Annotated in this window: 11 protein-coding genes and 1 pseudogene; all 12 read right to left on the reverse strand. The window is 65.8% G+C overall.

The window, feature by feature from the left end:
* Positions 1–15 precede the first annotated feature (15 nt).
* The 12 genes and pseudogenes from QP164_RS12425 to tkt all read right to left on the reverse strand — a co-directional run bounded on the left by QP164_RS12425 (position 16) and on the right by tkt (position 12,956).
* Positions 16–677 (reverse strand): annotated as a pseudogene (locus tag QP164_RS12425) (spermidine synthase).
* On the reverse strand, positions 674–1,972 hold the full coding sequence (locus QP164_RS12430) for an Hsp70 family protein (RefSeq protein ID WP_443027440.1): 1,299 nt from the start codon (positions 1,970–1,972) through the stop codon (positions 674–676). Before QP164_RS12430 ends, QP164_RS12425 begins: the two are co-directional and overlap by 4 nt.
* A gap of 224 nt (positions 1,973–2,196) precedes the next feature.
* Positions 2,197–2,655, reverse strand: a complete 459-nt coding sequence (locus QP164_RS12435; protein WP_333924252.1) for a YaiI/YqxD family protein — start codon at positions 2,653–2,655, stop codon at positions 2,197–2,199.
* 229 nt (positions 2,656–2,884) lie between these two features.
* Entirely contained in the window at positions 2,885–4,705 is a 1,821-nt protein-coding gene (locus QP164_RS12440) for a DEAD/DEAH box helicase (protein WP_333923335.1), read from the reverse strand.
* Between the two features lie 56 nt (positions 4,706–4,761).
* Positions 4,762–5,934 carry an NAD(P)/FAD-dependent oxidoreductase gene (locus QP164_RS12445; protein WP_333923336.1) on the reverse strand — a complete coding sequence of 391 codons (1,173 nt, stop codon included), beginning with the start codon at positions 5,932–5,934 and terminating at the stop codon, positions 4,762–4,764.
* Between the two features lie 481 nt (positions 5,935–6,415).
* On the reverse strand, positions 6,416–6,598 hold the full coding sequence (locus tag QP164_RS12450; protein WP_055881387.1) for a hypothetical protein: 183 nt from the start codon (positions 6,596–6,598) through the stop codon (positions 6,416–6,418).
* Complete coding sequence (locus tag QP164_RS12455) at positions 6,598–7,065, reverse strand: GreA/GreB family elongation factor (protein WP_333923337.1); 468 nt, start codon at positions 7,063–7,065, stop codon at positions 6,598–6,600. The genes QP164_RS12450 and QP164_RS12455 overlap by 1 nt, the downstream gene beginning before the upstream one ends.
* Before the next feature lie 4 nt (positions 7,066–7,069).
* Positions 7,070–7,813, reverse strand: coding sequence for an HAD-IIB family hydrolase (locus tag QP164_RS12460; RefSeq protein WP_333923338.1), 744 nt, complete (start codon positions 7,811–7,813; stop codon positions 7,070–7,072).
* On the reverse strand, positions 7,810–8,622 hold the full coding sequence (locus tag QP164_RS12465) for a Cof-type HAD-IIB family hydrolase (RefSeq protein ID WP_333923339.1): 813 nt from the start codon (positions 8,620–8,622) through the stop codon (positions 7,810–7,812). Before QP164_RS12465 ends, QP164_RS12460 begins: the two co-directional genes overlap by 4 nt.
* Positions 8,623–8,630: 8 nt before the next feature.
* The gene (gnd, locus tag QP164_RS12470; RefSeq protein ID WP_333923340.1) at positions 8,631–9,614 is read right to left on the reverse strand and encodes a phosphogluconate dehydrogenase (NAD(+)-dependent, decarboxylating); all 984 of its coding nucleotides are present in this window, start codon (positions 9,612–9,614) and stop codon (positions 8,631–8,633) included.
* A gap of 127 nt (positions 9,615–9,741) precedes the next feature.
* Complete coding sequence (gene tal, locus QP164_RS12475) at positions 9,742–10,866, reverse strand: transaldolase (RefSeq protein ID WP_333923341.1); 1,125 nt, start codon at positions 10,864–10,866, stop codon at positions 9,742–9,744.
* On the reverse strand, positions 10,866–12,956 hold the full coding sequence (gene tkt, locus QP164_RS12480) for a transketolase (protein WP_333923342.1): 2,091 nt from the start codon (positions 12,954–12,956) through the stop codon (positions 10,866–10,868). Before tkt ends, tal begins: the two co-directional genes overlap by 1 nt.
* Between the last annotated feature and the right edge of the window lie 36 nt (positions 12,957–12,992).

Genomic DNA, 12,992 nt, shown 5'->3' on the forward strand with positions numbered 1-12,992 from the left:
CGGCCCACCGCCAGATCATGCCCTGGTAGCGAACCAGATCGTGTGCCGCGCGCCGCCCTTCCGCGTCGCCCGCGCAATCACTTCGTCGACCGCGAACCCCGCTTCGGCAAGTCGGGTAGCGAACGGCTTGCTCGGCGCCGACGACCACACGGCAAGTACGCCCCCGGTCGCAAGGCAGCACGGGCCAGGGACAATCCGCGGGCTCCGTACAGCCGATTGTTACCCGGCCGCGAAATCCCGTCCGGGCCATTGTCGACGTCGAGCAGGATCGCATCCCACTCGCCTTCCGCGATCGCAGCAGCGACGTCGCCCTCGAAGATGCGCGTCCGCGGATCGGTCAGGCTGTCGCCGTGCAGCGGCGCCATCGGCCCCCGCGCCCATTCGATCACCGCCGGCACGATCTCCGCAACCGCCACCTCCGCGTCAGGGCCAAGCCTGGACAGCGCTGCACGAAGCGTAAAGCCCATCCCGAGCCCACCGATCAGCATCCGCACGCCCGGACGCCCACCGATCCGGTCGCACGCCTGCTCCGCCAGCGCCTCTTCCGACCCGCTCAACCGGCTGTTCATCAACTCGTTCGCGCCGAGCATGATCGAGAACTCGGCGCCACGCTGGAGCAACCGAAGCTCACCTCCACCCGGCACCTGCGCCGTCCCGAGCAGAACCCTCGGGATCATGCCGACCACGCCGCGATATCGTCCTGCTCGCCGATCAAGGCCAACCCGTGGGCGATCGAGGTCAGTTCGCCGCCGCTCATGATCGCCGCCTCGCCGAACCGCTCGACGAAGATTTGCCGGATGCGCGGGATCAGCGACGAACCGCCGGTCAGAAACACCCGGTCGATCTCGCCGCCGCCGACGTTGGCAACCTCCAAGGCGCGGTCGACCGCCGCCTCGATCCGCACGACGTCGTCGGCGATCCAGCCCTCGAACTGCGCGCGCGTCACGTCTGCCTCGATCTCCAGCCCCGCGCCCGCAAAATGGAAATGCGCGTCCTCGCCGCTCGACAGCGCACGCTTCAGCGACCCGACCGCATCGTACAGCGGATAGCCGAGTTCGTTCTCGATCACCGCGATCATCCGCCCGATCGCATCCGGATCGATCGCGGTCTTCTGCAACCGCTCCAACTCGGTCATCGTCTTGCGATTGCGCATCAGCGCGAGGCGCGACCAGTCCGCGAAGTCGGCGAAATACGCGCGCGGAATCTCCAGTTCCTTGCCGAACGACTTGTACGCGCCGCCCTTGCCCAGCATCGGCAGCACCAGCCGGTCGAGGATCCGGTAATCGAACCGATCACCCGCAATCCCGACACCCGCATGCCCAAGCGGCGTACACCGACGCGTCGCGCCCGGCTCGGCAACGCGCACCACCGAAAAGTCGCTCGTACCGCCGCCGAAATCCGCCACCAGAATGGTCGCCGGCTCGGTCAGCCGCGTCGCATAGCTGTACGCCGCGCCCAGCGGTTCGTAGACATAATGGATCTCCGCGCCGAAGCCCTTGAACATCGCGTCATACCGCATGCGCGCCAGCGCCTCGTCGGGCCGCGCGCCGGCATATTCGACCGGCCGCCCGACGACGATCCGGTGTGGCCGCGTGTCGAGCTTGCCGCCTGCATGCGAAATCAGCTTTTCGAGGAACAGCTGCCCCATTTCCTCGAACCGATAGCGCTTGTCGAACACCGACGCCTGTTCGAACGTCTTCATCGCCGCAACCGACTTGAACGATTGGATGAACCGGCTGTCGAGCGGATACTCCATATATTCCGCGATCGCCCACGGCCCCGCATCCGACGCGAGCCCCTTGCCGCTATCGTCCTGCCAGAAACACAACGCCGAACGGAACACCGGGCTCGTCTCGGCGGGGGCCGCGAACGTCACCAGCTCGGGCGTGCCGTCTTTGGTCCCCAGCGCCACGACGCTGTTGGTCGTGCCGAAATCCAGCCCCAGCGCGGGGCCGCCAGCGTCCATCTGCATGCGTCGTCCTTGTATGAACGCGCGCCTATGGCGATGCGGGGCACAGGATGGCAACCCCGCGCGTGCTTCGGCGGGCGGTAAAACCATATCTACATCCTCCCCTGCAAGGGGAGGTGGCTGGCACCTGCCAGACGGAGGGGTATCGCGTTCTCGATGGCGGGCTACCCCTCCGTCAGGCCTGCGGCCTGCCACCTCCCCTCATAGGGGAGGATCGGCACGCGACCTTAGAGGCGCTTCAACCGCACAAGTGCCGCGTCGAGTGCGGACAGAAAGCTCGACCGGTCGGTCTTGGAGAACGGCGCAGGGCCGCCGATAATGTCGCCACCCGCGCGCAGGTCGGCCATGATCGCGCGGGTGGCGATGGCGCCACCGATCGAGCTGGTGGTGAACGGCTTGCCGGTGTTGGCCAGCACGGTCGCGCCAGCCTTCACGCAGCGATCGGCGAGCAGGATGTCGGCAGTGATCACGACCGACTTCGCGTCGGCCTGTTCGGCGATCCAGTCGTCGGCCGCGTCGAATCCGTCGCTGACCACCACGCGGGAGATCAGCGGGTGGACGGGGATGCGGAAATGGCTGTTGGCGACGATCGTCACGGGGACTTCGTGGCGCCACGCGACCTTGTAGATCTCGTCTTTGACGGGGCACGCGTCGGCGTCGACGAGTATGCGGAGCGTAGTTGGCATGTCGGCAGTCACCTGAACCCTCGCGATCGAATGCCGGCCATCCCCGTATCCTTATTCAGCGCGCTAAATCCGTCGTCCCACGCCCGTTGCCCGCCGCCGCACATCCAAAGAGAACCGCCACCCCAATTCCGTCATCCCAGCGGAAGCTGGGGATCTCCCTGTTTGGCGCGTGTCGCGAGCCACGTGGGATACCCCAGCTTTCGCTGGGGTGACGGGTTTGGGAAAGGCTTTAGGCAAAGGACTTTGGTTGACTGGAGAGCCCAACCAAAGGATCGACTGGGTCAGGTCCGTTCGCGGTTGCCGCGGTACGGGGGCTTGCGCGTAGGAACCGGACCGCCGCGGGGGCCGCACGGTGCAGCGTCGAGCGGGGGCCGCTCGCATTGCTGCGACCACCGCCACCGCCGTCATGCCGCGCACCGCTCTCGGGTGCACCCTGCATCGCCTCGATCGCCACGCCACTCTCTTCTTCACCAGCCTGTGCCGTACGCTGGATCGCCGCCGAGAAACGCGACGCCACCGCGCGGGGAATCTCGAACGCGGTCTCGTTCGGCCCAATCCGAATCGCGCCGATCTCCGACTTGGTGATGTGCCCGCGACGGCAGATCAGCGGCAGGATCCAGCGCGGATCGGCGTTCTGGCGACGACCGATGTCCATGCGGAACCAGACGGTGTCCTCGAAGCCCGCGCGCGGCCCCTGCGAACGCTCGTCCTGAGTCGGCTGCTTGCTCTGGTCGATCAGATCCTCGGCCTGCGGCATCGTCGCGCGGTGCATGTGCACCAGCGCGGCGGCGATATCCTCCGGCGTCTTCTCCGCCATAAGGCGGACGGCGAGTGCGCGATCCTCCTCCTCGACCTCGACCGGCTGCAACAGCATGCCGATCAGCCGCTCGTGATCGTTCTTGCGGATGTCCTCCGCGGTCGGGGCGTTGACCCACTCCGCGTTGATCTTCGCACCACGGAGCATCATCTCGACGCGACGGCGACGCGGGAACGGCACGATCAGGACGGCGGTGCCCTTCTTGCCCGCACGACCGGTACGACCCGAGCGATGCTGGAGCGTCTCGGCGTCACGCGGCAATTCGACGTGCACGACGAGGCTCAGCGTCGGCAGATCAATGCCGCGGGCGGCAACGTCCGTGGCCACGCAGACACGCGCACGACGGTCACGCAGAGCCTGAAGCGCCGCGTTACGCTCGTTCTGCGAGTGCTCGCCCGACAGCGCGACGGCGGCAAAGCCACGCTCGACCAGGCTCGCATGCAGATGACGCACGTTATCGCGAGTCGCGCAGAACAGCATCGCCGTCTCCGCCTCGTGGAAGCGCAGCAGGTTGATCACCGCATGCTCGATCTCGGACGGGGAGACCGTGACGGCCTGGTACGAAATGTCGCCATGACCGCGATCCTCGCCGACGGTCGAGATCCGCAGCGCGTCCTTCTGGTAACGCTTGGCGAGCGCGACGATCGGCCGCGGCATCGTCGCCGAAAACAACAGCGTGCGGCGTGCTTCAGGCGAAGCGTCGAGGATCTGCTCGAGGTCTTCGCGAAAGCCCATGTCGAGCATCTCGTCGGCCTCGTCGAGCACCGCGACCTTCAAGGCCGACAGGTCGAGCGCGCCACGCTCGAGGTGATCGCGCAGACGGCCCGGCGTGCCGACGACGATATGCGCGCCGTGTGCGAGCGAACGACGCTCCTTCGAGGCGTCCATGCCACCGACGCAGGTCGAAATCCGCGCACCGGCCTTGGCATAGAGCCACATCAGCTCGCGGCTGACCTGGAGCGCCAACTCGCGAGTCGGTGCGATGCAGAGCACGAGCGGCTTGTGCGGTGCGGGCAGGCGCTGGACGCCGTCCTCGCCGGCTTCACCGAGCAGTTCGCCGGCCATCGCCAGGCCGAACGCCACGGTCTTGCCCGAGCCGGTCTGCGCCGACACGACGAGGTCGCGACCGATCGCATTGTCCTCGATCACATGAGCCTGGACGGGGGTGAGCGCGGTATAGCCGCGCGCTTCGAGCGCCTCGGAAAGAAGCGACGGAATATTTGTAAAAGGCATGTACGTCCTAATTGGTGGCCGGCTTACGCAACGGCAAGGCACTGGCGTGGTGGTCCCTACAGGACTTGACCCGCGGCCCACCCGCTCGCCCATGCCCATTGGAAGTTGTAGCCGCCGAGCCACCCTGTGACATCGACCGCTTCGCCGACTGCATACAGCATTGGTACGCGTTTGGCTCGCATTGTTTGCGATGACAGTTCCGCGGTGCTGATTCCGCCCGCGGTGACCTCGGCCTTGGCATAGCCTTCGGAGCCATTCGGCGTGAATTGCCAATGACTTAGCGCGCGTTCGGCGTCCTGGAGTTTCCGATCGGTGAGCGTGGAAATCTCGCTCGTCATGCCCAAACGCTCGCTCAAAGTCTCCGCGAGTCGGTCCGGGAGCGTGCTGCCGAGCAGTTTTCGGAGAGTCGTGCGCGGCGTGGTACGCTTGGCGGCGGGCAGCCAGCCGGACTCGCGATCGGGAAGGAAATCGATGCCGACAGGCTGGCCGTTGCGCCAATATGACGACACTTGGAGGATCGCGGGGCCGGATAGGCCGCGGTGCGTGAACAGTGCGGCCTCGCGGAAGGCGGTCTTGCCGGCGGTGGCGACCACGTCGGCAGCGACTCCCGAGAGTTCGCGAAACAGGATTTCGTCGCCACCCAGCGTCAGCGGGACGAGTGCGGGGCGTGGCTCGACGACCTTCAACCCGAACTGCCGCGCGAGGTCGTAGGCAAACCCGGTTGCGCCCATCTTCGGGATCGATGGGCCTCCGGTTGCGATTACCAACGCGGGGGCGGTGACGGTGCGGCCGTCTAGCGATACGCGGTAGCGGCCGTCGGCATGGTCGACCCCCGTGACTGCGCGGCCGAGTGACAGGTCGACGCGACCCTTGTCGCATTCTTCGAGCAGCATCCCGACGATCTGCTTGGCGGAGCCGTCGCAGAAGAGTTGGCCTAGCGTCTTCTCGTGCCACGCTATTCCGTAGGACTCGACGAGTGCGAGGAAGTCTTGCGCGGCGTAGCGGCCGAGCGCGGACTTGGCGAAATGCGGGTTGGCGGAGATGTAGCGGTCGGCGGCGGTGTGGACGTTGGTGAAATTGCACCGCCCGCCGCCGGAGATGAGGATCTTCTTGCCGGCCTGGTCGGCATGATCGACGAGCAGGATCTTCCGCCCGCGCTGGCCGGCGACGGCGGCGCACATGAGGCCGGCTGCGCCTGCGCCGAGGATTATCGCGTCGTATTCGGACAAGTGTGGCTCCGTGCGGCTTCGGTCAGCAGCCGCTAATTAGAATGTTTCCCCGCGAAGGCGGGGACCCAGACTGGGCTCCCGCCTTCGCGGGAGAACAAGTAAGGGGTGGTCGCTGTAGCGTGTTCGGGGTGTGCTCACAAAGGTGGTGATCTGCTGCGCACCTAGAGTGCAATACACAGAAACCGCCCCACCCCGGCGAAGGCCGGGGCCCAGTTGGGGGACGGCAGTGGCGCAAGTTGCGTCTCGTTACAGCGACCTTTCCAACTGGGCCCCGGCCTCCGCCGGGGTGGTGCCATTCGGAGGGGCGCCAAATGGAGAAGCCACGGCCTCCAACGAACTAGTAGAGCGCGATAACGCCCCTTCTGCTCCCTCTCCCCTCCGGGGAGAGGGTCGGGGTGAGGGGCAGCCAAGCAATGCACCGCCAAGAACAGCCCCTCACCCAACCCTCTCCCCGGAGGGGAGAGGGCTAAGCATCCAAAAACTACCGCAGCTTGGCAATATTCAGCGAGTCTTCCTTCGCCCGAACCTTCACCGACTCCTCGCTCCGAGTCAGCGCCTTGGCGATCGCCTTCAACGCCATGCCCTTCTTGGCGAGCGTGTGCAGCTTCTGGATCTCGTCCTGAGTCCAAGCCTGACGATGCCGTTCGAATTTCGCTTCAGCCATCAGCCGTCATCCTTGTCGATCGCCAGAACCTCGATCGCATCCGCCTTGTCCGCGAACGCTACCGTCTCGCCAACCGCCGCGCCCATCAGCGCTCGCGCCAGCGGTGCCGAGAACGCCAGCCGGTCCTCGCCGGGCTCCGCCTCGTCGCCACCGACGATCGCGATCACGCGCTCAACCCCATTCATCCGAACACGGACCCGCGAGCCGATCCCGACCTCATCCTCTTCCGGCTCCGGCGCGAGTTCGGCGGTCGTCTGACGCGTGTGCCAATAGCGCAGGTCGCGCAGCAGCAGTTTGCGCGCCTCCTCGTCCGTCTCCGCCGCAACAGCCGCCTCGATCTCGGCCACGCGCTCGCCAAGCAACCGCAACCCTCGCGCCGTGACCAGATTAGGCCCCGGCGCGATCGGCTGTTCGAACTTCGGCTCGAGATGTTCCTCGTCACTCTCGCGACGGAAGGCGACGCTCATGCCCTTACTTCAGGCACGCGACGATCCCGGCGATGGCCGCCAGCGTGCCGTCGACGTTCTTCACCTTCACGACGTCGAGCCCAAGCTGCTCGGCCGGATAGTCGTTCCCGCCCGGGAAGATCGCGTCGCCGATGAACATCATCTTGTCGAGCGCGATGCCGCTCGCCTCGTTGAGCTTCTTCAAGCCATACGCCTTGTCGACACCCTCACGCGTGATGTCGATCGAGGTCGCGCCGCCCATGTTGATCGACAGCCCCGGCAGGCGCTTCTGCAGATCCGCCTGGATAACCTTGCGCTTGGCGAAATCCGGATCCCAGCTGTGCTTGGCGTCGATCGGCGCTTCCTGGCCGAGCGCAGAGAACGTGATCTGGCTGCCACGATCCTCGATCCGCTCGCCCCAGGTCTTCTCCGGCACGAAGCCGGTCGCCTCGAGCGCCTCGTCGAACGCCTTGAGGATCTTCTGCTTCTCGTCTTCCTCGAACAGCTCGGCATACACCGCGCGCCATTCGCCATCGAACCGGTACAGCTTGGTCCCCGTCGTCGGCATTAGCCACAGCTTGGTGCGATCGGCCCGCTCGGGCAGCCGCGACGCGACCTGCTTTTCGAACTGCGGCCAGTCGCCGCCCGAGATCACTGCGACATGCGCGACGTCGAGCAGGTTCGCCAGCGCCTCGCCCATCGGCTCCTGCAGGGGCTGCTTGCTCTCGGCCAGCGTTCCATCGAGGTCGAAGGCAACGAGGTCTTTCATGCGGAAACTCCGGTAAGGATGAAGGTGTCGATCGCGTGTGCGACGCCGTCGGCATCGTTCGCGCTGGTAATCTCGTGCGCGACATCGCGAACAGTCTGTGGCGCGTTGCCCATCGCGATCGCCAGCTTGGCGCGCTTGAGCATCGCGATGTCGTTGGCCTGATCGCCGATCGCCGCGGTCTCGGTCAACGAGATGCCGAAAGCATCCGCCAGTTCCTCGATCCCGCTGCCCTTGTTGCCGGCCACCGGCGTGATGTCGAGATAATAGGTCTGCGACTGGACGATCGTCGCCTGCGAATCGAACTTCGCGGCGACCTTAGCGTGCAGGTCGCGCAACAAATCCTCGTCGTCGCTTACGAACGTCACCTTGTCCGCCTTGGCGAGCAGGTCGGTGAAGTCGGAGACGATCACCGGGTCCTGCGCGGACGCCTTCTTCTCGCTGCCGACATGGCCACCCTGGTCGGTGCTGGCGTACCAGACATCGTCCGCGAAGAACCACGTGTCGACCGGCGCGTCACCGATGATCTCCATCGCGCCGCGGACGACATCGACGTCGATCATGTGGTGCTCGATCACGGTGCCGTCGCGCTTGAACACGATCCCGCCGTTGAACGCACCCATCGGCTCGTCGATGCCGAGCAGGTCCGCGATCGGCATCATCCCCGAACGCGGCCGCGCGCTGATGATCGTGAAGCCAAGGCCGGCCGCCTTCAGTCGCTTGACCGCGTCGACGGTGGCGGGCGTGACCTTCTTCTCCTTGTCGACGAGCGTCCCGTCGACATCGGAAACGAGGAGCTTGATATCGCTCATGCCACCGCTCACTGGGGCATCTCGACATGCCCGCCAAAGCCATAGCGCATCGCCGACAACAGCTTGTCGCCGAACGTATGGTCCACGCGACTGCGATAGCGCGCATACAGCGCAGCGCTCAGCACGTTGGCGGGCACCTTCTCCTCCATCGCCGCGTCGATCGTCCACTGGCCCTCGCCCGAGTCCGCGACGCTGCCGCTGAAGCCTTCGAGCGTGCCGTCCTTCGCCAGCGCGATCGCCGACAGGTCGAGCAGCCACGACGAAATCACGCTGCCGCGACGCCAGACTTCGGCGACGTCGGTCAGGTTGATGTCGAAGCGCTCCTCCTCGACGACGTGCTCGCCGGACTTGCCCTTGAGGATGTCGAAGCCCTCGGCATAGGCCTGCATCAGGCCGTATTCGATGCCGTTATGCACCATCTTGACGAAGTGCCCGGCGCCCGAGGGGCCTGCGTGGATATAGCCCTTCTCGGCGCGCGGATCGGCCTGGCCTTCGACGCGGCCCGGCGTGCGGACGATCGTCCCCATGCCTGGCGCCAGCGTCTCGAAGATCGGATCGAGCAGGTCGACAGTCTCCTTGTCGCCGCCGATCATCATGCAATAGCCACGCTCGAGGCCCCACACGCCGCCGGACGTCCCGACGTCGACATAGTGGATGCCCTTCTCGGCCAGTTCCTTCGCGCGGCGGACGTCGTCCTTGTAGAAGCTGTTGCCGCCGTCGATGATGATATCGCCCGAATTCGACTTCGCGGCGATCGCCTGGACGGTGCTCTCGGTCGGCTCGCCCGCGGGGACCATCACCCACCAGATCGCCGGCGTGTCGAGCTTCGCATGCATGTCGTTGAGCGAGTCCGCCCCGATCGCGCCATCGGCGGCGAGCTTCTTCACGGCTTCGGCATCGCGGTCGAACGCGACGACCTCGTGGCCGTTCTTCATCAACCGGCGCGCGATGTTGCCGCCCATCCGGCCGAGGCCGATCAGTCCGATCTTCATGGGGAATTCCTTGCTTACCCCCTCTCCCCGCCGGGGAGAGGGTTGGGGTGAGGGGCAGTTGGGGAGGGCAGCGCTCGCGGCGCCCCTCACCCCGGCCCTCTCCCCAACGGGGAGAGGGAGCAGAAGTTTACGCCGTCGCGGGCTGCTTCTTCGCGATCGAGCCGAGCAGGTCGTCGAACGCCTTCACGAACGACGCGACGCCCTCTTCGACCAGCTTGCCGGTCACGCCGTTGAGGTCGAGGCCCAGCCGCTCGGCTTCGGCGAGCGTGTGCTTCGCGCCCTCGACGTCCTGCGTGATCGTCTCCGCCGCGGTGCCGTGGTCGCGGAACGCGTCCATCGTCTTCGGCGGCATCGTGTTGACGGTGTCCTTGCCGATCAGCGTGTCGATATACAGCGTGTCGGGATAGCTCGGGTCCTTCACCCCGGTCGATGCCCACAGCAGCCGCTGCGGCTGCGCACCCTTGGCGGCGAGCGCCTGCCAGCGATCCGACTTCAGGAAGTCGAGATACCATTGATACGCCATCTTCGCGTTGGCGATCGCGACCTTGCCGCGGACCGCCTTCAGCGCCTCGGCCTCGGCATCGCCCTTCTCAAGACGCGCATCGATCTCCTTGTCGATCGACGAATCGATCCGGCTGACGAAGAAGCTCGCGACGCTGGCGATCTTGTCGATCGGCTGCCCCTGCTTGACGCGCTCTTCCAGACCCGCCGCATACGCCTCGGCAACGCGGATATAGGCGTCGAGCGCGAACAGCAGCGTGACGTTGACGTTGATGCCGCTAGCGATCGTCGACGAGATCGCCGGACCGCCCGCAAGCGTCCCCGGGATCTTGATCATCAGGTTCGGCCGGTCGACCATCCCCCACAGCTTCTTCGCCTCGGCGATCGTCGCGTCGGTATCGTCCGAGATATACGGCGACACCTCGAGGCTGACATAGCCGTCCTTCGCGTCGAGCTTGTCGTAGACAGGCTTCAACGTCTCCGCCGCCGCCTTGATGTCCTGGATCGCGAGATGCTCGTAGCGGTCGATCGTCGCCGCGCCGGCATGCTGCTTGTCGTATTCGGCGAGCGTCGAGTCATAGGCATCGCCGTGACCCATCGCCTTTTCGAAGATCGACGGGTTCGACGTGACGCCGGTCAGGCCGTCCTCGTCGACCAGCTTCTGGAGACCACCGGCCTCCAGGAACTTCCGGTCGACGAAATCAAGCCATACCGCCTGGCCGAAGCCTTCGAGATCGTTGAGCGCACCCATCACTTGGTCTCCATCACTTGGCGGGCGACCTTGACGACATTGTCGACGGTGAACCCGAACTTGTCCTGCAGCTTGGCGAGCGGTGCCGAAGCTCCGAAGGTCGACATCGTCACGGTCGCGCCGTCGAGCCCGACATAGCGGTCCCAACCGATCGACCCGGCCATCTCGACCGCAACGCGCGCGCGCACTTCGCGCGGCAACACGCTTTCCTTGTACGCGGCGTCCTGCAGTTCGTAGCGATACCAGCTTGGCATCGACACGACCCGGCTCTTCACGCCGTCCGCGGTCAGCTTCTCATGCGCCTCGACGACCAGCGACACTTCGCTGCCGGTCGCGATCAGGATCACGTCGGGCGTGCCGTCGCTGTCGGCGAGGACATAGCCGCCCTTCTCGAGCCCATCGGCGCTTGCGTACTTGGTCCGGTCGAGCGTCGGCAGGGCCTGGCGCGACATGATCAGCGCGGCCGGCGTGCTGGCGTCCTTGAGAACCGCCTTCCACGCCGCGACGACTTCGTTCGCGTCGCTCGGACGGATCGTGTCGAGGCCGGGGATCGCGCGCAGCGTGGCGAGATGCTCGATCGGCTGGTGCGTCGGGCCGTCCTCGCCCACACCGATCGAGTCGTGCGTGAACACCCAGATCGCGCCGACTTCCATGATCGCGGACAGGCGCACCGGCGCGCGCATGTAGTCGGCGAACACGAGGAAGGTGGAGCCGTACGAACGTAGGTGCGACAGCGCCATGCCGTTGACGATCGCGCCCATGCCGTGTTCGCGGATGCCGAAGTGGAAGTTCCGACCGGCGTAGTTCTCCGCCTCGAACGATGGCTGACCCTTGATGTCGGTCTTGGTCGACGGCGCGAGATCGGCCGAACCACCGATCAACCACGGCACCTTGGCGGCGATCGCGTTGAGCACCTTGCCGCCGGAATCGCGGCTGGCGACGCCCTTGGCATCCGCCTCGAAGGTCGGGATGTCGGCGTCCCAGCCCTCGGGCAGTTCGTCCTTGAGCAACAGGTCCAGCTCGCCCGACAGTTCGGGATAGGCCTCACGATACTTGTCGGTCAGCGCGACCCACTCGTCACGCAGCTTGGCACCACGCTCGGCAATCGCACCATTGAAATGCTCGATCACGCCGTCGGGCACGTAGAACGACTTGTCTTCGGGCCAACCATAGGCCTGCTTGGTGAGGCGGATATTCTCCTCGCCGAGCGGCTCGCCGTGCGCCTTCTCGCTGCCCGCCTTGGGGCTGCCGTAACCGATCACCGAATGCACGACGATGAAGGTCGGCTTGTCATTGGTCGCCTTGAACGTCTCGATCGCGCGGCTCAGTGCGGCGGTGTCGTTTGCGTCGTCGATGTGGATGACGTTCCAGCCATAGGCATCGAAGCGCAGGCCGACGTCCTCGTCGAACGCGAGATCGGTCGCGCCCTCGATCGAGATGTGGTTGCTGTCGTAGATCCAGCACAGATTGCTGAGCTTGAGGTGCCCGGCAAGGCTCGCAGCCTCGGCCGATACGCCCTCCATCATGTCGCCGTCGCCACAGATCGTGTAGACGTCATGGTCGAACAGCGTGAAGCCGTCCTTGTTGTAGCGCGCCGCGAGCCAGCGCTCGGCGATCGCCATGCCGACCGAATTGCCGCAACCCTGACCGAGCGGACCCGTGGTGGTCTCGACGCCGGTGGTGTGGCGATATTCGGGGTGGCCGGGGGTCTTGGACGATAGCTGGCGGAACTGCTCGATGTCCGCGAGGCTGACGGCCTCCTTGCCGGTCTTGTTACCGTCGGCGTCGATCTCTTCGATCTTGGCGAGGTGGATCAGCGAATAGAGCAGCATCGACGCATGGCCGACCGACAGCACGAAGCGGTCGCGGTTGGGCCAGTCGGCGTGCTTGGGATCATAGCGCAGGAACTTCGACCAGAGCGTGTAGCCGACCGGCGCGAGCGCCATCGGCGTGCCGGGATGGCCCGAATTGGCCTTCTGCACCGCGTCCATCGACAACGTGCGGATGGTATCGATCGCGAGGCGTTCGGGCGAACCATCCTCGTGCAGCTTGGGGTCCGCCTTGGGGGCGGCGGTTGCGGTATCGGTCATGGAAGAAGCCTCGCTCTAGACGGTGACCGAACGCCG

It is taken from the genome of Sphingomonas sp. LR59 (assembly GCF_036855945.1).
Classification (GTDB): domain Bacteria; phylum Pseudomonadota; class Alphaproteobacteria; order Sphingomonadales; family Sphingomonadaceae; genus Sphingomonas.